The 21,521-nt window shown below is 55.5% G+C and carries 20 protein-coding genes; 6 read left to right on the top strand and 14 right to left on the bottom strand.

The window, feature by feature from the left end; all coding sequences use genetic code 11:
* Positions 1-13: 13 nt before the first annotated feature.
* The 4 genes from FN633_RS08160 to xseB form a co-directional block, all read right to left on the bottom strand.
* On the bottom strand, positions 14-988 hold the full coding sequence (locus tag FN633_RS08160; RefSeq protein ID WP_154057366.1) for an aldo/keto reductase: 975 nt from the start codon (positions 986-988) through the stop codon (positions 14-16).
* Positions 989-1,049: 61 nt separating this feature from the next.
* Complete coding sequence (dxs, locus tag FN633_RS08165; protein WP_154057367.1) at positions 1,050-2,912, bottom strand: 1-deoxy-D-xylulose-5-phosphate synthase; 1,863 nt, start codon at positions 2,910-2,912, stop codon at positions 1,050-1,052.
* Positions 2,913-2,929: 17 nt separating this feature from the next.
* Positions 2,930-3,829: a (2E,6E)-farnesyl diphosphate synthase gene (gene ispA, locus FN633_RS08170; RefSeq protein ID WP_154057368.1), complete on the bottom strand. Its 900-nt coding sequence runs from the start codon at positions 3,827-3,829 to the stop codon at positions 2,930-2,932.
* 1 nt (position 3,830) lies between these two features.
* Positions 3,831-4,073: an exodeoxyribonuclease VII small subunit gene (gene xseB / locus FN633_RS08175; protein WP_042391585.1), complete on the bottom strand. Its 243-nt coding sequence runs from the start codon at positions 4,071-4,073 to the stop codon at positions 3,831-3,833.
* A gap of 204 nt (positions 4,074-4,277) precedes the next feature.
* Between xseB and thiI the strand changes: the two genes are divergently transcribed.
* Complete coding sequence (gene thiI / locus FN633_RS08180) at positions 4,278-5,726, top strand: tRNA uracil 4-sulfurtransferase ThiI (protein ID WP_154057369.1); 1,449 nt, start codon at positions 4,278-4,280, stop codon at positions 5,724-5,726.
* 84 nt (positions 5,727-5,810) lie between these two features.
* Here thiI and yajL read toward each other — a convergent pair whose 3' ends face one another.
* Together yajL and panE are read right to left on the bottom strand one after the other, a co-directional pair.
* Complete coding sequence (yajL, locus tag FN633_RS08185) at positions 5,811-6,404, bottom strand: protein deglycase YajL (RefSeq protein ID WP_154057370.1); 594 nt, start codon at positions 6,402-6,404, stop codon at positions 5,811-5,813.
* Positions 6,367-7,278 (bottom strand): 2-dehydropantoate 2-reductase, encoded by a 912-nt coding sequence (gene panE, locus FN633_RS08190; protein ID WP_154057371.1) that lies wholly within the window; start codon positions 7,276-7,278, stop codon positions 6,367-6,369. The genes yajL and panE overlap by 38 nt, the downstream gene beginning before the upstream one ends.
* 125 nt (positions 7,279-7,403) lie before the next feature.
* Here panE and FN633_RS08195 point away from each other — a divergent pair, with 125 nt between their 5' ends.
* Positions 7,404-7,895 (top strand): YajQ family cyclic di-GMP-binding protein, encoded by a 492-nt coding sequence (locus tag FN633_RS08195; protein ID WP_208673981.1) that lies wholly within the window; start codon positions 7,404-7,406, stop codon positions 7,893-7,895.
* A gap of 29 nt (positions 7,896-7,924) precedes the next feature.
* On the opposite strand, the gene FN633_RS08200 is transcribed toward FN633_RS08195, so the two are convergent.
* From FN633_RS08200 to FN633_RS08235, 8 genes are all read right to left on the bottom strand, one after another.
* Positions 7,925-9,286: an MFS transporter gene (locus FN633_RS08200; RefSeq protein WP_154057373.1), complete on the bottom strand. Its 1,362-nt coding sequence runs from the start codon at positions 9,284-9,286 to the stop codon at positions 7,925-7,927.
* A 160-nt stretch (positions 9,287-9,446) separates the two neighbouring features.
* Positions 9,447-10,337 carry a heme o synthase gene (gene cyoE / locus FN633_RS08205; protein ID WP_072015238.1) on the bottom strand — a complete coding sequence of 297 codons (891 nt, stop codon included), beginning with the start codon at positions 10,335-10,337 and terminating at the stop codon, positions 9,447-9,449.
* Between the two features lie 11 nt (positions 10,338-10,348).
* On the bottom strand, positions 10,349-10,678 hold the full coding sequence (locus FN633_RS08210) for a cytochrome o ubiquinol oxidase subunit IV (RefSeq protein WP_154057374.1): 330 nt from the start codon (positions 10,676-10,678) through the stop codon (positions 10,349-10,351).
* On the bottom strand, positions 10,678-11,295 hold the full coding sequence (locus FN633_RS08215) for a cytochrome o ubiquinol oxidase subunit III (RefSeq protein WP_154057375.1): 618 nt from the start codon (positions 11,293-11,295) through the stop codon (positions 10,678-10,680). Before FN633_RS08215 ends, FN633_RS08210 begins: the two co-directional genes overlap by 1 nt.
* Complete coding sequence (gene cyoB, locus FN633_RS08220) at positions 11,285-13,276, bottom strand: cytochrome o ubiquinol oxidase subunit I (RefSeq protein WP_154057376.1); 1,992 nt, start codon at positions 13,274-13,276, stop codon at positions 11,285-11,287. Before cyoB ends, FN633_RS08215 begins: the two co-directional genes overlap by 11 nt.
* 19 nt (positions 13,277-13,295) lie before the next feature.
* Positions 13,296-14,243 (bottom strand): cytochrome o ubiquinol oxidase subunit II, encoded by a 948-nt coding sequence (gene cyoA / locus FN633_RS08225; RefSeq protein ID WP_154057377.1) that lies wholly within the window; start codon positions 14,241-14,243, stop codon positions 13,296-13,298.
* A 458-nt stretch (positions 14,244-14,701) separates the two neighbouring features.
* Positions 14,702-16,180, bottom strand: a complete 1,479-nt coding sequence (gene ampG / locus FN633_RS08230) for a muropeptide MFS transporter AmpG (protein ID WP_154057378.1) — start codon at positions 16,178-16,180, stop codon at positions 14,702-14,704.
* A gap of 42 nt (positions 16,181-16,222) precedes the next feature.
* Positions 16,223-16,801 carry a lipoprotein gene (locus FN633_RS08235; RefSeq protein ID WP_154057379.1) on the bottom strand — a complete coding sequence of 193 codons (579 nt, stop codon included), beginning with the start codon at positions 16,799-16,801 and terminating at the stop codon, positions 16,223-16,225.
* 304 nt (positions 16,802-17,105) lie between these two features.
* Between FN633_RS08235 and bolA the strand changes: the two genes are divergently transcribed.
* The 4 genes from bolA to clpX all read left to right on the top strand — a co-directional run bounded on the left by bolA (position 17,106) and on the right by clpX (position 21,395).
* A complete protein-coding gene (gene bolA / locus FN633_RS08240) occupies positions 17,106-17,423 on the top strand; it encodes a transcriptional regulator BolA (protein ID WP_042391598.1) in 318 nt (105 codons plus the stop codon).
* Between the two features lie 364 nt (positions 17,424-17,787).
* On the top strand, positions 17,788-19,086 hold the full coding sequence (gene tig / locus FN633_RS08245; RefSeq protein ID WP_154057380.1) for a trigger factor: 1,299 nt from the start codon (positions 17,788-17,790) through the stop codon (positions 19,084-19,086).
* A 285-nt stretch (positions 19,087-19,371) separates the two neighbouring features.
* Positions 19,372-19,995, top strand: coding sequence for an ATP-dependent Clp endopeptidase proteolytic subunit ClpP (gene clpP / locus FN633_RS08250; protein WP_042391600.1), 624 nt, complete (start codon positions 19,372-19,374; stop codon positions 19,993-19,995).
* Positions 19,996-20,120: 125 nt separating this feature from the next.
* Positions 20,121-21,395, top strand: coding sequence for an ATP-dependent protease ATP-binding subunit ClpX (clpX, locus tag FN633_RS08255; protein WP_042391601.1), 1,275 nt, complete (start codon positions 20,121-20,123; stop codon positions 21,393-21,395).
* Positions 21,396-21,521: the final 126 nt, after the last annotated feature.

Below are 21,521 nucleotides of genomic sequence, written 5' to 3' on the forward strand. Positions count from 1 at the left end.
CGGATGACTACCCTTATTTGAATCCTACTACCGGATGCTGCTTGTACGGCGTCTCCAGCTCGGCAATCTGCTCTGGCGTCAGGGTTAACTCGACCGCCTGAATCAGCTCCTCAAGCTGCTCTTCCCGGGATGCGCCGATAATTGGTGCGGCCACGCCGGGCTTGCTCAGCAGCCAGGCAATCGCCACCTGTGCCCGGGTCGCTCCGGTATCTTCTGCAATCGCCGCCAGCCGCTCGGCAATCTGCGCGTCTCCGGCGTCGCTCTCGTTATAGAGCGTTTTACCAAATTCATCCGATACCGAGCGAGCAGTGGTTTCCCCCCACGGGCGCGTCAGACGACCGCGCGCCAACGGGCTCCACGGGATCACCGCCACGCCCTCCTGATAACAGAGCGGCAGCATCTCGCGCTCTTCTTCACGGTAGATAAGATTGTAGTGGTTCTGCATGGTGACAAAGCGTGCCCAGCCGTGCTGCTCCTGAAGCTTTAGCGCCTCGGCGAACTGCGAGGCGTGCATAGACGATGCGCCGATGTAGCGTGCCTTACCGGCCTTGACCACGTCGTTCAGCGCTTCCAGCGTCTCTTCGATAGGGGTGTTGTAGTCCCAGCGATGGATCTGCAGCAGATCAACATACTCCATGCCAAGCCGGCGCAGGCTGTCGTCAATCGAGCGCAGGATCTGCGGGCGAGAGAGACCTTCCGGCAGATCGCCCACCTGATGGTAGACCTTGGTGGCGACCACCACCTCTTCACGATAGGCGAAATCTTTCAGCGCTCGGCCAACGATCTCTTCACTGCTGCCGTCGGAGTAGCTGTTTGCGGTATCGAAAAAGTTGATGCCGCCCTCAAGGGCGTGCTTGATGATGAGTCGGCTGCTCTCTTCTGGCAGGGTCCAGGCGTGATTGCCCCGGTCCGGTTCGCCAAAGGTCATACAGCCAAGACAAAGACGGGAAACCTTAAGGTCCGTTGTTCCTAACGTGTTGTATTGCATGGTTCCACTCCTGCATAAGGGTACGAGTACCCTTAAGCATAGCAGGAGCGGAACCGGAGGCTCAGGCCAGCCAGGTCTGAATTTTTGCGATGATACCGGCGGCGTCGAGGCCCAACTCGATGCGCGCCTCTTCCTGCGTACCCTGCGGGATAAAGTAGTCCGGCAGGCCGAGGTTGAGAACCGGAACCGGTTTACGGTTAGCCATCAGCACTTCATTCACGCCGCTGCCCGCGCCGCCGATAATGGCGTTCTCTTCCAGGGTGACCAGCGAGGTATGGGTTGCGGCCAGCTCCAGAATCAGCACCTCGTCGAGGGGCTTCACAAAACGCATATCCACCAGCGTGGCGTTCAGCGTCTCGGCGGCTTTCTGCGCCTCCGGCATCAGCGTACCGAAGTTAAGGATCGCGATCGCTTCACCCTGACGTTTCACGATCCCTTTACCGATAGGCAACGCGGCCAGTGGCTCAAGGGTGACGCCGACAGCGTTACCACGCGGATAGCGCACGGCGCTCGGACCTTCACTGTAGTGGTAGCCGGTGTAGAGCATCTGGCGACATTCGTTCTCGTCGCTCGGAGTCATGATCACCATCTCCGGCACGCAGCGCAGGAAGGAGATATCAAAAGCGCCCTGGTGCGTCTGCCCGTCCGCGCCGACAATCCCCGCCCGGTCGATAGCGAATAGCACTGGCAGCTTCTGGATCGCCACGTCGTGGATCACCTGGTCATAGGCGCGCTGCAGGAAGGTAGAGTAGATCGCCACCACCGGCTTGTAGCCGCCAATCGCCAGCCCGGCGGCAAAGGTCACCGCGTGCTGTTCGGCAATCGCCACGTCAAAATACTGCTGTGGATAGGTGCGGGAGAACTCTACCATGCCCGAGCCTTCGCGCATTGCGGGCGTCACGGCCATCAGCTTGTTGTCTTTTGCCGCCGTCTCGCACAGCCAGTCGCCGAAGATTTTCGAGTAGGAGGGCATGCCGCCGCTGCTTTTAGGTAACATTCCCTTGGCCGGATCGAATTTCGGTACGGCGTGGAAGGTGATCGGATCCTTTTCAGCTGGCTCGTAGCCGCGTCCTTTTTTGGTCATGATGTGCAGGAACTGCGGACCCTTCAGGTCACGCATGTTTTTCAGCGTGGTGACCAGACCCAGCACGTCATGGCCGTCAACCGGGCCGATGTAGTTAAAGCCCAGCTCTTCAAACAGGGTGCCGGGCACAACCATGCCCTTAATATGCTCTTCGGTGCGCTTGAGCAGCTCTTTGATCGGCGGCACATTGGAGAAGACCCGCTTGCCACCTTCGCGCAGGGTAGAGTAGAGCTTGCCTGAGAGCAGCTGCGCCAGATGGTTGTTGAGCGCGCCCACGTTCTCGGAAATCGACATCTCGTTGTCGTTGAGGATCACCAGCATATCCGGCCGGATATCACCGGCGTGGTTCATCGCCTCGAAGGCCATACCGGCGGTGATCGCCCCGTCGCCAATCACGCAGACGGTGCGGCGCTGTTTGCCCTCTTTCTCTGCCGCTACCGCAATGCCAATCCCGGCGCTGATAGAGGTAGAGGAGTGGCCGACGCTCAGCACGTCATACTCGCTCTCGCCGCGCCATGGGAAGGGGTGCAGGCCGCCTTTCTGGCGGATCGTATCGATGCGATCCCGGCGACCGGTCAGGATTTTGTGTGGGTAAGCCTGATGACCGACGTCCCAGATAAGCTGATCGAACGGCGTGTTGTAGACATAGTGCAGTGCCACGGTCAGCTCAACCGTGCCAAGCCCGGAGGCAAAGTGGCCGCTGGAGCGGCTCACGCTGTCGAGAAGATAGCGGCGCAGCTCGTCGCACAGCTTCGGCAGGCTCTCTTTAGGCAGCAGGCGCAGATCCTGGGTGGCATTTACCAGCGCCAGGGTCGGGTATTTGGCAGTATCAAAACTCATCAGAGACTCATTGTTGTTTATTTATCACGCTGAATTATAAAGTCGGCCAGCGCTTCAAGGGTCGAGGTGTCCAGAGAGTGGGCGGCCAGCTGCGCTAACGCGCTGCGGGCGTCGTCAATCAGGTCACGAGCTTTCGTCCGGGCTTGCTCAAGGCCCAGCAGGGCGGGATAGGTGCTTTTACCCAGCTGCTGATCGGCCCCCTGACGTTTGCCGAGAGTTGCAGTATCACCCACCACATCCAGAATGTCATCCTGTACCTGGAAGGCCAGACCGATACATTCGGCGTATTGATCCAGAATCGGCAGCACGTCACGACCCCGTTCACCAGCGGTCAGGGCACCCATGCGCACCGCCGCGCGGATCAGCGCCCCGGTTTTATGGCGGTGGATACGTTCCAGCTCGGCAAGCTGCACCTGTTTACCTTCAGCGTCCAGATCCAACGCCTGGCCGCCGCACATGCCTGCCACGCCGCTGGCCTGTGCCAGCTCGGCAACCATCGCCAGCCGATCGCGATCGGTCACCTCCGGCATCGGTGCATCGGCAAGGATAGAGAACGCCAGCGTTTGCAGGGCATCTCCCGCCAGAATGGCACTCGCCTCACCGTATTTAATATGGCAGGTCGGCTGGCCCCGGCGCAGATCGTCATCGTCCATGGCCGGCAGATCGTCATGGATCAGGGAGTAGGCGTGAATGCACTCCACGGCGGCGGCGGGGGCATCCAGCGTGTTGACGCTGACACCAAACATGCTGCCTGTGGCATAGACCAAAAAGGGGCGCAGGCGCTTGCCGCCTAATAGTGCGCCATAGTTCATAGCCTCAACCAGAGGAGTGTTCTGAAAGGGCAGGGGCGCGATAAAACGCCGCAGCGCGGCATTAGCCTGCTCGACGCAGGTTTCTAATTGTTCAGTAAAATCCATATTACTCGGCGTCCGGGGTGAAGGGGGTGAGCGGGGCCTCTTCCTGTTCTGACAGTAGGATCTGCACGCGCTGCTCCGCCTGCTGTAACTTGGTCTGCCCCTGGCGCGCCAGCTGCACGCCGCGTTCGAATTCGCTCAGGGCCTCTTCAAGGGGCAGATCGCCGCTCTCAAGACGGGTCACTATCTGTTCCAGCTCGGTAAGCGCCGTTTCAAAGCTGGCCGGTGCGTCGTTTTTCTTTGCCATAAGGATGTCTGACTCTCGTTTTATTCATCTGCGCTATGGTAGCGAAGTCGGGCCGCGTATTAAATAACGCGCAATGGTCATGCGGTGTGCAAGGTAGACCCGGATGGTGGTATACTTGCGCGCCTGGAAGCAGCCGCGGTTAGGGGCTGCTGTATTAATCCCCCACAAGTCCACTATGCGACTTGCCAAAGAACCTTTGCCGCCATGAAGTTTATCATTAAATTGTTCCCGGAAATCACCATCAAAAGCCAATCCGTGCGTTTGCGCTTTATTAAAATTTTAACCGGAAACATTCGTAACGTTCTGAAGCACCAAGACGAAGAGATCAAAGTCGTTCGTCACTGGGACCACGTGGAAGTGCGTACCAAAGACGAGTCCCTGCGTCCTGCTATCCGCGATGCGCTGACCCGTATTCCCGGGATCCACCATATTCTGGAGGTAGAAGATGTGCCTTATACCTCCCTGCATGACATTTTTGAGAAAGCGCTGGCCCAGTATCGCGAGCAGCTGGAGGGGAAAACCTTCTGCGTGCGCGTGAAACGTCGCGGTAAACATGAGTTTAGCTCCATTGAAGTAGAACGCTACGTCGGTGGCGGGCTGAATCAGCATATTGAGAGCGCTCGCGTAAAACTGACCCACCCGGATTACACGGTCCATCTGGAGATTGAAGACGATCGCCTGCTGCTGATAACCAACCGTTCGGAAGGCATCGGCGGTTTCCCTATCGGTACTCAGGAGGATGTCCTGTCGCTGATCTCCGGTGGCTTTGACTCCAGCGTCTCCAGCTATATGCTGATGCGCCGTGGCTGCCGCGTGCACTACTGCTTCTTTAACCTCGGTGGCGCAGCGCATGAGATTGGCGTGCGTCAGGTGGCTCACTATCTGTGGAACCGCTTCGGCAGCTCGCATCGCGTACGCTTTGTGGCGATCAACTTTGAGCCAGTGGTCGGCGAGATCCTGGAAAAAGTTGACGACGGTCAGATGGGCGTGGTGCTGAAACGCATGATGGTGCGCGCGGCGTCTAAGGTCGCCGAGCGTTACGGCGTGCAGGCCCTGGTCACCGGTGAAGCGCTGGGCCAGGTCTCTAGCCAGACCCTGACCAACCTGCGTCTGATCGATAACGTCTCCGATACGCTGATCCTGCGTCCGCTGATCTCCCATGATAAAGAGCACATTATCGACGTGGCCCGCGCAATCGGCACGGAAGACTTCTCCCGTACCATGCCGGAGTACTGTGGCGTGATCTCCAAAAGCCCGACGGTAAAAGCAGTGAAGTCGAAGATCGAAGCCGAAGAGCAGAACTTCGATTTTGCGATCCTCGATCGGGTGGTGGAAGAGGCGACCAACGTCGACATCCGCGAGATCGCGCAGCGAACCGAAGAAGACGTGGTTGAGGTAGAGACCGTCACCGGCTTTGGTCCGAACGACGTGGTGCTGGATATCCGCTCCCCGGACGATCAGGAGAGCAAGCCGCTAGCGGTGGAGGGCGTCGACGTGGTAACGCTGCCGTTCTACAAGCTGAGCACCAAATTTGGCGATCTCGATCAGAGCAAAACCTGGCTGCTGTGGTGCGAGCGTGGCGTGATGAGCCGCCTGCAGGCGCTCTACCTGCACGAGCAGGGCTTCACTAATGTGAAGGTGTATCGCCCATAAGAAAACGCCCGGCGAGCCTGCCGGGCCTACAAAGTGCATAATGTAGGCCGGGTCAGGCGAAGCCGCCACCCGGCGTTTTATCTTTTACGCTTCGTAAAAGTTATAGATCCCCGCCGCCATTACCAGCTGAGACGCTACCTCATGCGCTTTCTCGCGCCCGACCAGCAGGTCAATAATTTTCAGCGCGAAATCGATCGACGTTCCCGGCCCCTGGCTGGTGAGCAGGTTGACCCGTGGATCCCAAACTACACGTTTATCCTGCCACTGCTCCTCAGGGATACGATCCTTCAGCGCTGGAAAACCGGTCATATTGCCGATGGGGAAGAGATTGTGCGGGACTAGCACGATGCCTGCCGCCGCGCAGATAGCCGCCACGATCCGGCCCGAGCGGTGAAACTGTTTTACCGTTTCGACCAGCAGGGGACTGTCACGAAAGCACTCCGCACCCTTAACGCCGCCGGGCAGAACAATCACATCATAGTCACCGTCGGCCACCTCCACCAGCGGGGCATCGGCGAGCAGCTTGACGCCCCGGGAGCAGGTTACCGTTAGATTGCCGTCGCTGGCCACGCTGGCGGTAGTGACATTAATCCCACCGCGTACCAGCAGATCGATGGTGGTGACTGCTTCGGTCTCTTCGCTACCAGGGGCGAGGCATATCAGTGCCGATGCGCTCATACTCACTCTCCTTACGTTTAATCTGTTCATACAGGCGGGTATTTTCCGGCACCGCAATACCGTGGGCGCGGGCGCGGCGCAGCAGATAGCCCGTGATGTAATCCGCTTCGGTACGGCGCTGGGCGCGAACGTCCTGCAGCATCGATGAAATGTTCTTCGCCGTATTTTCAATAACCTGATTAACGTAATAGAGCAGGCCATCCGCTGAAGTATGATGGCCTTCGCGCTCCATCACGGCCGCCACCTCATTACAGATGGCCTCAGTCAGCTCCGGGTGCGCCAGCAGTTCACCGTTTGGACAGTTCCATAGGGCCGTCAGCGGGTTGATCACACAGTTGACCGCCAGCTTGCGCCACAGCTGCGGGCGGATAGTGTTATGCCAGGCCACGTCCGGCAAGACCTCCTGCAAGGTGTCTGCCAGATAGCTGTAGTCACCGTCCTGCTGCCGGGCGGGGCCAATATGGGTCGTACCGCTGGCAACGTGAATAATGATATTGCCGTCCCGGCGGGCGGCATGGGTGGTAATGCCCATCAGCAGCGGGTGGGGGATCGCTTTTAACTCCTCCACCGTGCCCATGCCGTTGTGGATCAGCAGCACCGGTGTGGTAGTGGGCAACATAGAGGCCAGGCTTTTTACCGCATCGGAGACCTGCCACGCCTTGAGCGTGACCAGCAGCAGATCGCTCTGGGCCAGAAAATCAGGGTCGTTCGCCGTCAGGGATTCGTTGAACACGCTGCCGTCTTCATCAATCACGTTGACGCTGCAGTAGGGTTGGGGCACCCGCAGCCAACCCTGTACTTCATGACCACGCTTACACAGCGCGGCCAGCCACAGTTGCCCTAATGCTCCGCATCCAAGCACGGTTATTTTCATTGTTCCTCCTCACCTGCAACAGCGCCAGGTGGCAATGCGTTAAGTATAGCGCCGTCGGCTAAGCTTCTCGTTATGTCCTGTTGCGGGTATTATGCATCGCAACAAAAATGAAAGGAGAAGAAAAGATGCCATCTTTCGATATTGTTTCTGAAGTTGACCTTCAGGAAGTCCGTAACGGCGTAGACAATGCCAGCCGTGAAGTTGAGTCACGTTTCGACTTCCGTGGCGTTGAGGCAACGTTTGAGCTGAACGATGCCAATAAGACCATTAAGGTACTGAGCGAGTCTGATTTCCAGGTCAATCAGCTGCTGGATATTCTGCGTGCCAAGCTGCTGAAGCGCGGCATCGAAGGGACGTCTCTCGATGTGCCGGAAGAGTTTGTGCACAGCGGTAAAACCTGGTTCGTTGAAGCCAAGCTGAAGCAGGGGATTGAGAGCGCGGTGCAGAAGAAGATCGTGAAGCTCATCAAGGATAGCAAGCTGAAGGTACAGGCGCAGATTCAGGGAGAAGAGATCCGGGTCACCGGTAAAGCTCGCGACGATCTGCAGTCAGTCATGGCGCTGGTGCGTGGCGGCGATCTGGGGCAGCCGTTCCAGTTCAAAAACTTCCGCGATTAATAAAAATGCCCGGTTATCCGGGCATTTTTTTAGGCTCTGAGCGCCTGCTCAACCTCAAAACGATTCGTTACTTTGCTGTCGATTTTCACGTAGGCGCTGCGCTCTTCGGGGACAATTAGCACCTCGCTGACGCCCGCTTTGCTCTCCAGCTGCTGCTTAAGCGTATCGGTGATCGCCACGTCATCCGGGATCTCCACGCGCAGGCTGCTGACGTAGGGCGGCTCCTGCATGGTGCTGGCGACCAGCAGCCAAACGGTGGCCAGCAGCGCGCCTGCCAGGAAGACCGTCTGAGAGTCAAACAGACCGTCAACCCAGCCCCCCAGCGAGCCGCCGATGGCGACGCCAATAAACTGGCTGGTGGAGTAGATGCCCATCGCCGTACCTTTATAGCCCGCCGGGGCCTCTTTGCTGATCAGCGAGGGGAGAAGGGCTTCCATCAGGTTGAAGGCCAGGAAGAAGAGCTGGACGCCCGCGACCAGCTCCCAGAAGTGCGGCCCGGCCCCCCAGAGCACAATCTCGGCAATCAGCAGGACGATGACACAGAAGATGAAGACCCGCTTCATATGGCGCTTCACTTCAGCATAGATAATAAACGGCACCACGCTGACGAAAGAGATAAGCATCGTCACCAGGTAGATCTTCCAGTGCTCCGATGCCGGGAAGCCTGCGGCCTCCATCTGCCCTGGCAGGGCAACGAAGGTGGACATCAGCAGGATATGCAGACACATAATGCCGAAGTTAAGCTTCAGCAGCGGCGGGCGCGCTATCACTCTACTGAAGCAGCCTTTTACCATGCCTGACTCACGATTCAGCACGTGATTTTTGCTGTCTGGAACCACCCATAGCGTCAGAATGATGCCCGCCGTGGCCAGGCCCGCAATCATCCAGAACAGGGCGTGCAGGCCAAGCCGGTGGGTAATAATAGGGCCAAGCACCATGGCAATAGCGAACGTGATGCCAAAGCTAACGCCGATAAAGGCCATCGCCTTGGTGCGATTCTGTTCGCGGGTGAGATCTGAGAGCAGAGCCATGACCGCAGCGGCAATGGCCCCGGAGCCCTGCAGGGCGCGGCCAAGAATAATGCCCCAGATCGACTCCGAGAGAGCGGCAATCACGCTGCCAATGACAAAAATCACCAGCCCGCCGACGATCAGCGGCTTACGGCCGATGCGATCCGACAGCAGGCCGAAAGGGATCTGGAATACCGCCTGGGCCAGGCCGTAAATGCCAATGGCAAAGCCAATCAGCGCTTCGCTGGCTCCCTGTAGCGCCATGCCATAGGTGGTCAGAACGGGCAGGACCATAAACATGCCGAGCATACGCAGCGAGAATACTGTCCCTAAACCCCAGGTGGCGCGTAGCTCGCCCGGCGTCATTTTATAGTCGTTCATTACTACCTCAATCAAAAAACCGGACACAGTATAGTGCAGGGGAAGGCGGGGCGGGTTATCCCGTGATGCGCAAAGCGTGGAATATAGTACATCAATGAGTTATTGATTTAATAAATAAAAAAGGGCGCCGTAGCACCCTTTTTGTAACATCTTTTTTAAATTACCAGACGTAGGTCAACAGGTTATGCGAATCCGGGACCATAAAGTCCACGGACATCATCACCGAGAGGGAGGTGATCGCCACGATAGAGAACACGAACAGCTTACGCGCCCATACTCTGTCGTCTTCGACCTTATACCCCTTCAGCGCCATACCCAGCCACCAGACGCTAACCGCTGCCGCTACTGCCAGATATTTGTATCCAGCGTAGCCGCCCAGGGAGAGCATCAGGGTCGCCACGGCAAAGGCGATGATATAGAGCGTAATGTGGTTCTTCGCTACCGAGATCCCTTTCACCACCGGCAGTACCGGGATGTTCGCCGCCTGATAATCCTTAAAGCGGAAAATCGCGATGGCGTAGGAGTGCGGCATCTGCCACAGGCTAAAGATAGCCAGCAGGATCAGCGCACCGCTGTCGAAATCACCGGTAACCGCGCAGTAGCCAATCACCGGCGGCGCAGCGCCGGAGAGAGAGCCAATCAGCGTGCCGTAGACGGAGTGGCGTTTCATATACAGGCTGTAGACGCCCACATATACCACGAACCCCATCACCCCCAGCCAGCAGGCCAGTGGGTTAGCACCAAACCACAGCAGCATAAAGCCAGCAATACCCAACAAGGTGGCGTACACCAGCGAAATTTTCGGGGAAATCAGGCCTTTGACCAGCACCCGGTTCTTCGTACGCTCCATTTTACGGTCAATGTCACGGTCGATGTAGTTGTTAAATACACAACCCGATGCCACCACCAGCGACACCCCGATCAACGTATAGGCGAAGAGGGGATAGTCAATGCTGCCCTTGGAGGCCAGCAGGAACCCCCCGATCACGGAGATCAGGTTGCCGAAAATGATGCCTGGTTTCGTTACTTGCAGGTATTGCTTAAACATCATACTCGCCGCTCTTAGTGAACCATCATGTTGTAATTCAGGTTCCACATAATCCAGATTGAGCCTACCACCAGAATGGCGATGATCAGCACAGTAAAGATAAAGGCCACCAGGTTCCAACGCTCTTCAGAAGAGGTGTTCATGTGCAGGAAGCACACCAGGTGAACCAGAATCTGTACCACCGCCGTCACCAGCACGACACCCAGAAGAGTGGCGTGCGAGGCGGAGCCGGTCATTACCATCCAGAACGGAATAGCCGTCAGGATGATCGACAGGATAAATCCTGTCATGTACGTTTTTACGCTGCCGTGAGAGGCGCCGCTATGATCGGTAGAATGACTCATTACATCGCCCCCATCAGGTAAACTACAGAGAACACACAGATCCAGACCACGTCCAGGAAGTGCCAGAACATGCTCAGGCACATCAGACGGGTACGGTTAGTGCTGGTCAGCCCACGACGGGAAACCTGGAACATCAGGATTGCCATCCACACCAAACCTGAGGTCACGTGCAGACCGTGGGTCCCTACCAGCGCAAAGAAGCCTGACAGGAAGCCGCTGCGATCCGGACCGAAGCCCTCAGCAATCAGGTGATGGAACTCATAGAGCTCCATCCCGATAAAGCCCGCACCAAACAGGAAGGTCAGCGCCAGCCAGGAGATAACCTGGCTTTGACGACCGTTGTTCATGGCGATAATCGCCATGCCATAGGTGATGGAGCTGAACAGCAGCAGGGCAGTTTCAACCAGCACAAACGGCAGTTCGAAAATATCCTTCCCGCTCGGACCACCTGCAGTGCCGTTCACCAGAACGGCATAGGTAGCAAACAGACATGCAAAGAGAATGCAGTCGCTCATCAGGTAGATCCAGAAGCCGAACACTTTGTTCGACCCTGTATCGTGGTGGTGCTCATGCTCGTGGGCATGCGCGTTAGCGTGAGTTAAGGTCTCAGTTGACATTTTTCAGTCCTGCCTTGCTAATTTCGTCGAAGTGCTGGTTTTCCAGTTTTTCAACGGTGGCAACCGGTACGTAGTAATCCACGTCCTCATCAAAGCTTTTCACAATCCAGCTCACGATCATGCCGGCAAAGCCGAGGATCGCCATCCACCAGATATGCCAGATCATGGCAAAGCCAAAGATAAGGCTGAACGCTGCGATAATGACACCCGCGCCGCTGTTTTTCGGCATATGAATCTCTTCATAGTGCGTCGGCTGGATGTACGCTTCGCCTTTGTCTTTCATTTCCCAGAATGCATCACGTTCGTGAATGTGCGGCACAACGGCAAAGTTATAGAACGGCGGCGGTGAAGAGGTTGCCCACTCCAGCGTACGGCCACCCCACGGGTCACCCGTCAGGTCGCGGTTCTGATCGCGATCGCGTACGGAGGTGTAGATCTGCATGATGATGCAGAAGATACCGATAGCAATCAGCAGCGCACCGATCTCAGCCACAATCATCAGCGGCTGGAACATCGGGTCGATGTTCTGGCTTACGCGACGGGTCATACCCATGAAGCCCATGGCGTACAGTGGCATAAAGGTCACGAAGAAGCCGATGATCCAGAACCAGAAGGCGCGGATGCCCCAGGTCTCGTTCATGGTGTAACCAAAGGCTTTCGGCCACCAGTAGGTCAGGCCAGCGAAGCAACCGAATACTACACCACCGATGATAACGTTATGGAAGTGTGCAATCAGGAACAGGCTGTTATGCAGTACGAAGTCCGCGCCCGGTACGGCCAGCAGCACGCCTGTCATCCCACCGATAGAGAAGGTGATGATGAAGCCGATGCTCCACAGCATAGCGGAGTGGAACTGAATACGACCCTGGTACATGGTAAACAGCCAGTTGAAGATCTTCACCCCGGTCGGGATGGCGATAATCATCGTGGTGATACCAAAGAAGGCGTTAACGTTCGCGCCGCTGCCCATGGTAAAGAAGTGGTGCAGCCATACGATAAACGACAGAACGGTAATCGCGATGGTTGCCCATACCAGGGAGGTATAACCAAACAGACGCTTCTTAGAGAACGTAGCCACAACTTCTGAGTACACGCCGAACACTGGCAGAACGAGAATGTACACTTCCGGATGGCCCCAGGCCCAAATCAGGTTGATGTACATCATCATGTTGCCGCCCATATCGTTGGTAAAGAAATGGGTGCCCAGATAACGGTCAAGCGTCAGCAGTGCGATGGTTACCGTCAGGATAGGGAACGAGACGATAATCAGCACGTTAGTACAGAGTGACGCCCAGGTAAATACCGGCATTTTGAACATGGTCATGCCAGGGGCACGCATGCGCAGAATGGTCACAAAGAAGTTAATACCGGTCAGGGTTGTACCAATACCGGAGAGCTGGAGACTCCAGATCCAGTAGTCAACGCCTACGCCGGGGCTGTACTCAATGCCCGAGAGCGGTGGATAAGCGACCCAGCCGGTCTGAGCAAATTCGCCCACGCCCAGCGAGATGTTAACCAGCACCACGCCGACAACGGTGAACCAGAAGCTCAGGTTGTTCAGGAATGGGAAGGCAACGTCACGGGCACCGATTTGCAGCGGCACCACCAGGTTCATCAGGCCTACCACGAACGGCATCGCCACGAAGAAGATCATGATAACGCCGTGGGCGGTAAAGATCTGATCGTAGTGGTGCGGTGGCAGGAACCCGGCTTCGCCCGACGAGACCAGCAGCTGCTGGGTACGCATCATGATGGCGTCGGCAAAGCCACGCACTAACATCACGATAGCGACGAGGATATACATAATCCCCAGGCGTTTGTGGTCCACGGAGGTGAGCCACTCGTTCCACAGATATGACCACTTACCGAAATAAGTGAGTGCTGCAACTAACGCCAGTCCCCCGACGAGAATTGCTGCCACCGTAACCATGATAATCGGTTCATGGTACGGCACTGCATCCAGTGTAAGTTTTCCGAACATCGTATTATTCCTCGGCCCCTTAGTGAGAGGTTTCCGCGTGATTCATGTTCATGCCTTCCATGCCTTCGTGCGAGTTCTGTTCGCCTTCAGCCTGAGTCACGTCCATGCTCTTCCCAGGTCCCATAAATTTGTTAATCACATTAACAAACAGGTCAGGTTTAACACTGGAGAAGTATTCGACTTTATTGTATTCGCTAGGTGCTGCCAGCTTGTTGTACGCGTCCATGTCATTCATGACTTTCGGCGACTGCTTCGCTTGCGCTACCCACTGGTTGAAGGTCGCAGCATCCGGCGTTGCGATTGCTTTGAACTTCATGCCGGAGAAACCAGCACCACTGTAGTTAGCAGAAATACCATCGTAGGTGCCGGCTTCGTTGGCAATCAGGTGCAGTTTGGTCTGCATCCCAGCCATCGCGTAGATCTGGCTACCCAGTCGCGGAATGAAGAAGGAGTTCATCACCGAGTTCGATGTGATTTTGAATTCCACAGGCGTATTCGCCGGGAACGCAATCTCATTGACCGTTGCGATGCCCTGCTCCGGGTAAATAAAGAACCACTTCCAGTCCATTGCAATGACTTCAATGGTCACCGGCTTCGCATCGTGCACCAGCGGACGGCTGGGTTCGAGCGCATGCGTGGTTTTCCATGTCAGTACCGCAAGGAAAATGATGATAAGGATGGGAATCGTCCAAACCACAGCTTCAACTTTGTTCGAGTGCGACCAGTTGGGGCTGTATTTGGCTTCCTTGTTCGACGCCCGGTACTTCCAGGCAAAACCGATAGCCATCACGATGGCGGGGATCACGACAATCAACATCAGCCCAAGAGCCGTCAGTATCAATGAACGTTGTTCCAGTCCAATCTGTCCTTTTGGATTGAGAAGTGCAGAATCACAGCCGCTCAGTAACGCCGCGCCTGTGATTAATGACAACATTCCCAAAATTTTATTGTATTTCCTGAGTCTCATTTAACGACCTCAATTCCACGGGGGTCTGGTGGCGCTTAAAGTGTGCGGGCATTTTACGGGAAGGTTACATTACTGTAAACATGCGTGGCGCGCTGTCAGTAGGGTGTTACTGGGTTCTGCCGCGTATGTCACACAGAAGGCAACAATCTGTAAAATCTCGCAATCGCCGCGTTCGGCCCCAAGGTTATAACCAAAACCGGGCCTAATACTTATAGACCAGGCGAAATGGTATAACCAATCCATTTTGTGAACATTTAGTTAACATTAATTCAGCAATTATCAAACATTGCGCGAAGCTTAATTTGATAACCATGCTGAATCATTAAAGCGTAGTCGTAAATGTATACCGCACAAAATAATTAAACAAAAAGAGAGATGAAGCCAGAATTAAACAAATATATCCTGAAATTAAATCTTTTAATTATTTTGCGCGATTATTACCTGCAGTAACTAACGGGTTATTTTTCCTGCGCGGTTTTGCGCAGGGAGAGGTAGTCCAGCAGCCCGCCGTAGAGAATGCCGCCTACGGCCAGCAGCGCGCCGATCTCTAACAACAGCCCGGCGAAACCCCATGAGGTCACACCGAGGGCGTTAAGCGCAATGACCCCCAGCCAAACCGCCAGCAGCACACAGCCCACGGTCAGCGCGCGAAGCGCCAGCTGGTAGGCACCGGCATAGCGGGTGCGGGGAAGAAAGCCGTCGGTGCGCTGGGTATAGGCCAGCGTCTCTTTACACACCAGCAGCAGGAGCAGCCCCGGCATAGCGGCGATCACCGAGAAGAGATAAAACGTTGACCAGCCCCAGCTCTCAACAAACCAGCCGGCGATAGGGCCCACGTAGACGCGCCCGATGGCGGAGAGGGCAGAGAGCAAGGCGAACTGGGTGGCGGAAAACGACTTATTGCACAGGGTCATCAGCAGGGCAACAAACGCGGCCGTACCCATCCCGCCGCACAGGTTCTCAAAGAAAACCGCCGCCGCCATACTGTAGAGATGCTTATCAGTGACCGACAGCAGCCAGTAGCCTGCGTTAGAGGCTCCCTGCAGAATGCCAAAGATCAGCAGGGCACGGAACAGCGTCAGGCGCTGCATCAGCACGCCGCCGTACAGCGCTCCGAGGATGGTCGCAAGCAGCCCGAGCGTCTTATTCACCACGCCGACGTCGCCTGCGTCAAACCCCACGCCGCGGATCAGAAAGGTGGTAGTCAGGCTCATGGCGAAAGCGTCACCCAGCTTATAAAGGACGATAAGCAACAGGATCAGCCAGGCGTTGTTGCGCCCGAAGAAGTCACGCAGCGGGGCGACCACGGCCTGCTCCAGCGATTTCGGTACCGGCACGGCATCGTCCGGCTCAGGAGCCAGCAGAGTAGCAATAATACAGGGCAGCATCAGCGCCGCCATCAGCCAGTACATTCCCTGCCAGCCAAGCCAGCGGTCCGCCAGCCACAGCGCCAGCCCACCGGAGACCAGCATGCCGAGGCGGTAGCCCAGCACGCTGATGGCTGCCCCTGTGCCACGCTCTTCGGCAGGCAGCACGTCCGTTTTCCAGGCATCGAACACAATATCCTGCGAGGCGGAGCAGAAAGCGATGATAACGGCCAGCCCGGCCATCCAGCGCAGCTGCGAGGTGGGCTCAAGGAAGCCCATTCCTGCTATAGCGATCAGCAACAGGATCTGGGTAGTCAGCAGCCAGCCGCGACGACGGCCAAAGAATGGTGGCGTGTAGCGGTCCATCACCGGCGACCATAAAAACTTAAACACGTAGGCCTGGCCCACCAGCGAAAAGAAGCCGATGGTTTTCAGGTCAATGTTTTCGACGGTCATCCACGCCTGAAGCGTGCCGGAAGTCAGGGCAAGGGGAAGGCCTGAGGCAAAACCCAGGATCAGCAGGATGGCTGACTTAGGCTGCTGGAAGATGCGTAGATAGCGGCTGGACATAGGAGATGGGCTGACCCGGCGTGAACCGGGTCAGCGGCAGAATTAACGCGCGTTCTGCTTGATGAAATCGTGGATGCTGGTGTCCTGAGACATGTCAGCGATGGTATCGGTCAGCACGCTGTTCACGCTTTCGGCGATGTTTTTATTCGACGCCTGCAGTGCACCTTCAACCGAGTAGTTCGCACGGTAGTTTTTGGTCATCTTATTGCCGTTCGGGGCAGTAGCGATGATCGCGATATCGGCTTTGGTGGCGATGTTGTAGCGCACGTTGCCCTGGGAGACATCAGCGTAGAGCTGGCTCACGATGATCTGCAGATTCACTGCACCGTTCGGGCCAATCATGTAGCCGCGAGCGGTCATCTGTTTCTCCAGCACTTCCTGCAGCAGGAAACGCAGGTCGCGGGAGGCGGTCAGGGTTACCAGCTGGTTGTCGCGGGTCACTTTTGCCAGCGCCTGATCCTGACGCTGATCGGCACCGTTGATGCTCACGGTCACGCCCATCAGGCTTGGATCCTGCTGCGGCAGGGTAATTTTGGGTGAGACATCAATAGTAGTAGGGGGCGTAGCACAGCCAGCCAGCATAAACAGAGCGACCAGCGGGAAAAGCACTTTTTTTAACATATAAGAGATCTCTGTGAATCTTAAGCTTATAAAGGGGTAATTCGCGCCATCATAACATTGCCAACGGCCGGGGCAACCTGGCAATGCATGTAAATTCATCGCCTTGTGCATTTTGTGCTCACAAATCCTGTTTAGCCGCCCATAAAAGCGGCCTGAATGAGAATTTCTCCGGTGGGTTCATGCCTTTGAATGATAAAACGAGACGAACGCTAAATATTTGTTGTTTTCTTGTTATGGAAGCGGTAAAAGCGGCTAATATTTAAAGGGATGGGTTACATCTGAACGCTGTCTGAGGAGTCTTTTCATGATGATACGCGAACAAATAGAATCAAAATTAAGGGCAACGTTTGAACCCGCGTTCCTCGAAGTTGTTGATGAAAGCTACCGTCACAATGTTCCGGCCGGTTCTGAAAGCCATTTCAAGGTGGTGCTGGTAAGCGATCGCTTTGCAGGCGAACGTTTTCTTAATCGCCATCGAATGATTTACAGTACGTTAACCTCCGAGCTTGCCACGACGGTACACGCGCTGGCCCTGCATACTTACACACTCAAAGAGTGGGAAGGTCTACAGGATACCCTCTTCGCGTCACCGCCCTGTCGAGGTGCGGGTACGATTGCGTAATAACTGAGTGCGTAATAAATGAGGTTTGCAACAGCGCGAACTTTTCCAGTATGTTGCGTACAGAATATGTGAAAACGGCCTGCGGGCCGTTTTATTTTGTCTGAGTTTTGTTCGATAAGGCCAAAACTCAGACAAAAATTAGCCGTGAATTGTGAAAAAGGCCGCAACAGCGTGCAATAACCGTTCTCGACTCACAAAAGTGATGCCGCTATAATGCTGCGTCCTATTTTTTGAACGCCTTCGGGATGATTCTGGTGACAGGGAATGTGTATCTGATTCAAGAGAGCATCCCGGTTCTACGCAGCCACCTGACGTGGTCTGCGGATAGAGTTGACCGAGCACTCTGATTTTTTGAGGTAACAAGATGCAAGTTTCAGTTGAGACCACTCAGGGCCTTGGCCGCCGTGTAACGATCACTATCGCTGCTGACAGCATCGAGACCGCTGTAAAAAGCGAGCTGGTCAACGTAGCGAAAAAAGTACGCATTGACGGCTTCCGTAAAGGCAAAGTACCGATGACCGTTGTTGCTCAGCGTTATGGCGCATCCGTACGCCAGGACGTGCTGGGCGAGCTGATGAGCCGCAACTTCATTGATGCGATCATTCAGGAAAAAATTAACCCGGCCGGCGCACCGACCTACGTACCGGGCGAGTACAAACTGGGTGAAGACTTCACCTACTCCGTAGAGTTCGAAGTTTACCCGCAGGTTGAGCTGACCGGTCTGGAAGGCATCGAAGTTGAAAAACCGATCGTTGAAGTGACCGATGCTGACGTTGACGGCATGCTGGACACCCTGCGCAAGCAGCAGGCGACCTGGAAAGACAAAGACGGCGCGGTTGATGCAGAAGATCGCGTGACCGTAGACTTCACCGGCTCCGTTGACGGCGAAGAGTTCGAAGGCGGTAAAGCCACTGACTTCGTGCTGGCCATGGGCCAGGGCCGCATGATCCCGGGCTTCGAAGACGGTATTAAAGGTCACAAAGCGGGCGAAGAGTTCACCATCGACGTGACCTTCCCGGAAGATTACCACGCTGAAAACCTGAAAGGTAAAGCCGCTAAGTTCGTCATCAACCTGAAAAAAGTTGAAGAGCGCGAGCTGCCGGAGCTGACCGAAGAGTTCATCAAACGTTTCGGCGTTGAAGATGGTTCCATCGACGGCCTGCGCGCTGAAGTGCGTAAAAACATGGATCGCGAGCTGAAAGGCGCGGTACGTAACCGTGTTAAAACCCAGGCAATCGACGGTCTGGTAAAAGCGAACGAGATCGACGTGCCGGCTGCCCTGATCGACAGCGAAATCGACGTGCTGCGCCGTCAGGCTGCTCAGCGCTTCGGTGGCAACGAGAAACAGGCTCTGGAACTGCCGCGTGAGCTGTTCGAAGAGCAGGCGAAACGCCGCGTTGTTGTTGGTCTGCTGCTGGGCGAAGTGATCCGTACCCACGAGCTGAAAGCAGATGAAGCCCGTGTGAACGAGCTGATCGAAGAGATGGCGTCCGCTTACGAAGATCCGAAAGAAGTGGTTGAGTTCTACAGCAAGAACAAAGAGCTGATGGACAACATGCGCAACGTTGCGCTGGAAGAGCAGGCTGTTGAAGCCGTTCTGGCGAAAGCGAAAGTGTCAGAAAAAGCCACTTCCTTCAACGAGCTGATGAACCAGCAAGCGTAAGTCACGTTTCCCGCCTTAACGCGGAAACGAAAGCCCGTCACCTGCTGGTGGCGGGTTTTTTTTTAATATTCGGCGGCTATCGGAAGAGTGCTAAAAGCACGTTTCAGTGTTAGCGTTACGCCAAAAGATTGTTATGCTTGAATTAAGATGATGCCATCCCCATAACAGGGAGACTATCAAGATTAACGCTTGCTGCAGATCCGTCCAAGGTGGTCGTAGTCAGACCAGTCAGAGTCAAGTAGAATCGGGACAGCAGGTTTATTCATTTTTATCCAGGAGACGGACATGTCATACAGCGGCGAACGAGATAACTTTGCACCCCATATGGCGCTGGTGCCAATGGTTATTGAGCAGACTTCACGCGGTGAGCGCTCATTCGATATCTACTCTCGTCTTCTTAAAGAGCGCGTCATTTTCATGACTGGCCAGGTCGAAGACCATATGGCAAACCTGATCGTGGCGCAGATGCTGTTTCTGGAAGCAGAAAACCCGGAAAAAGATATTTACCTGTATATTAATTCCCCAGGCGGGGTGATCACCGCCGGGATGTCAATCTATGACACCATGCAGTTTATCAAGCCTGACGTTAGCACCATCTGTATGGGTCAGGCGGCGTCCATGGGCGCATTCCTGCTGACCGCAGGGGCTAAAGGCAAGCGCTTCTGTCTGCCAAACTCACGCGTCATGATCCACCAGCCGCTGGGTGGCTATCAGGGCCAGGCAACGGATATCGAGATCCATGCGCGTGAAATTTTGAAAGTGAAGGGGCGCATGAATGAACTTATGGCACACCACACGGGTCAATCATTAGAGCAGATTGAGCGCGATACCGAGCGTGACCGCTTCCTCTCCGCCGCTGAAGCGGTTGAGTACGGGCTGGTTGACTCAATCTTGACCCATCGTAATTAATGCCCAGGCCGGACGAGTACCGCTATAATCATTGAGAGCGGCACGACGCTGTATCGCGTCTTGCGCCTGGAGTGGCATTTGCGTCGTCGTGTGCGGCACAAAAAACAGAAAAGAGGTTTTGACTCATGACAGATAAACGCAAAGATGGTTCGGGCAAACTGTTGTACTGCTCTTTTTGCGGCAAAAGCCAGCATGAAGTGCGTAAGCTGATTGCCGGGCCGTCCGTGTATATCTGCGACGAGTGTGTCGATCTGTGTAACGACATCATTCGCGAAGAGATTAAAGAAGTTGCGCCGCATCGTGAGCGCAGTGCGCTGCCGACGCCGCATGAAATTCGCCATCACCTGGACGACTATGTTATCGGTCAGGAGCAGGCCAAGAAAGTGCTGGCCGTCGCGGTTTACAACCACTACAAACGTCTGCGTAACGGTGATAGCAGCAACGGCGTTGAGCTGGGTAAAAGTAACATTCTGCTGATCGGGCCTACCGGCTCCGGTAAAACGCTGCTGGCCGAAACGCTGGCGCGCCTGCTTGATGTGCCCTTTACCATGGCCGATGCTACCACGCTGACCGAAGCGGGCTACGTGGGCGAGGATGTGGAAAACATCATCCAGAAACTGCTGCAGAAGTGCGACTATGACGTACAGAAGGCGCAGCGCGGCATCGTCTACATTGATGAAATCGATAAGATTTCCCGTAAGTCTGATAACCCGTCGATCACCCGAGACGTCTCGGGTGAAGGCGTTCAGCAGGCGCTGCTGAAGCTGATCGAAGGAACCGTGGCTGCCGTACCGCCGCAGGGCGGACGCAAGCATCCGCAGCAGGAGTTTTTGCAGGTTGATACCTCAAAAATCCTCTTTATCTGCGGCGGGGCCTTTGCTGGCCTGGATAAGGTGATCTCCCATCGTGTGGAAACCGGCTCCGGTATCGGTTTTGGCGCAACGGTGAAAGGCAAGTCCGAGAAGGCGAAAGAGGGCGAACTGCTGGCGCAGGTTGAACCAGAAGATCTGATCAAATTTGGTCTGATCCCTGAGTTTATCGGCCGTCTGCCGGTGGTGGCAACGCTCAACGAGCTGAGCGAAGAAGCGCTGATCCAGATCCTGAAAGAGCCGAAAAACGCCCTGACCAAGCAGTACCAGGCGCTGTTTAATCTGGAAGGTGTCGATCTCGAATTCCGCGACGAAGCGCTGGACGCCATTGCGAAGAAAGCCAACGCCCGTAAAACCGGCGCGCGTGGCCTGCGCTCTATCGTAGAAGCGGCCCTGCTGGATACCATGTACGATCTGCCTTCCATGGAAGATGTGGAAAAAGTGGTGATTGACGAAGCGGTTATCGCGGGTCAAACCAAACCCCTGCTGATCTATGGTAAACCGGAAGCGCAGCAGGCTTCTGGCGAATAATTAACCTATCCATACAAGCGGTTAACCAAAAAGGGGGGATTTTATCTCCCCTTTTATTTTTCCGTACTCCCGACGTTGAATGTAAGGGAAACATCCCCATATACTGATTTACATGTTAACGGTCGC

It is taken from the genome of Pseudescherichia vulneris, from assembly GCF_902164725.1.
GTDB classification, from domain to species: domain Bacteria; phylum Pseudomonadota; class Gammaproteobacteria; order Enterobacterales; family Enterobacteriaceae; genus Pseudescherichia; species Pseudescherichia vulneris.

Excerpts from the sequence above, each read along its gene's own strand:
- FN633_RS08160 (WP_154057366.1), bottom strand. The coding sequence starts at position 988 with ATGCAATACAACACGTTAGGAACAACGGACCTTAAGGTTTCCCGTCTT.
- dxs (WP_154057367.1), bottom strand. The coding sequence starts at position 2,912 with ATGAGTTTTGATACTGCCAAATACCCGACCCTGGCGCTGGTAAATGCC.
- ispA (WP_154057368.1), bottom strand. The coding sequence starts at position 3,829 with ATGGATTTTACTGAACAATTAGAAACCTGCGTCGAGCAGGCTAATGCC.
- xseB (WP_042391585.1), bottom strand. The coding sequence starts at position 4,073 with ATGGCAAAGAAAAACGACGCACCGGCCAGCTTTGAAACGGCGCTTACC.
- thiI (WP_154057369.1), top strand. The coding sequence starts at position 4,278 with ATGAAGTTTATCATTAAATTGTTCCCGGAAATCACCATCAAAAGCCAA.
- yajL (WP_154057370.1), bottom strand. The coding sequence starts at position 6,404 with ATGAGCGCATCGGCACTGATATGCCTCGCCCCTGGTAGCGAAGAGACC.
- panE (WP_154057371.1), bottom strand. The coding sequence starts at position 7,278 with ATGAAAATAACCGTGCTTGGATGCGGAGCATTAGGGCAACTGTGGCTG.
- FN633_RS08195 (WP_208673981.1), top strand. The coding sequence starts at position 7,404 with ATGCCATCTTTCGATATTGTTTCTGAAGTTGACCTTCAGGAAGTCCGT.
- FN633_RS08200 (WP_154057373.1), bottom strand. The coding sequence starts at position 9,286 with ATGAACGACTATAAAATGACGCCGGGCGAGCTACGCGCCACCTGGGGT.
- cyoE (WP_072015238.1), bottom strand. The coding sequence starts at position 10,337 with ATGATGTTTAAGCAATACCTGCAAGTAACGAAACCAGGCATCATTTTC.
- FN633_RS08210 (WP_154057374.1), bottom strand. The coding sequence starts at position 10,678 with ATGAGTCATTCTACCGATCATAGCGGCGCCTCTCACGGCAGCGTAAAA.
- FN633_RS08215 (WP_154057375.1), bottom strand. The coding sequence starts at position 11,295 with ATGTCAACTGAGACCTTAACTCACGCTAACGCGCATGCCCACGAGCAT.
- cyoB (WP_154057376.1), bottom strand. The coding sequence starts at position 13,276 with ATGTTCGGAAAACTTACACTGGATGCAGTGCCGTACCATGAACCGATT.
- cyoA (WP_154057377.1), bottom strand. The coding sequence starts at position 14,243 with ATGAGACTCAGGAAATACAATAAAATTTTGGGAATGTTGTCATTAATC.
- ampG (WP_154057378.1), bottom strand. The coding sequence starts at position 16,180 with ATGTCCAGCCGCTATCTACGCATCTTCCAGCAGCCTAAGTCAGCCATC.
- FN633_RS08235 (WP_154057379.1), bottom strand. The coding sequence starts at position 16,801 with ATGTTAAAAAAAGTGCTTTTCCCGCTGGTCGCTCTGTTTATGCTGGCT.
- bolA (WP_042391598.1), top strand. The coding sequence starts at position 17,106 with ATGATGATACGCGAACAAATAGAATCAAAATTAAGGGCAACGTTTGAA.
- tig (WP_154057380.1), top strand. The coding sequence starts at position 17,788 with ATGCAAGTTTCAGTTGAGACCACTCAGGGCCTTGGCCGCCGTGTAACG.
- clpP (WP_042391600.1), top strand. The coding sequence starts at position 19,372 with ATGTCATACAGCGGCGAACGAGATAACTTTGCACCCCATATGGCGCTG.
- clpX (WP_042391601.1), top strand. The coding sequence starts at position 20,121 with ATGACAGATAAACGCAAAGATGGTTCGGGCAAACTGTTGTACTGCTCT.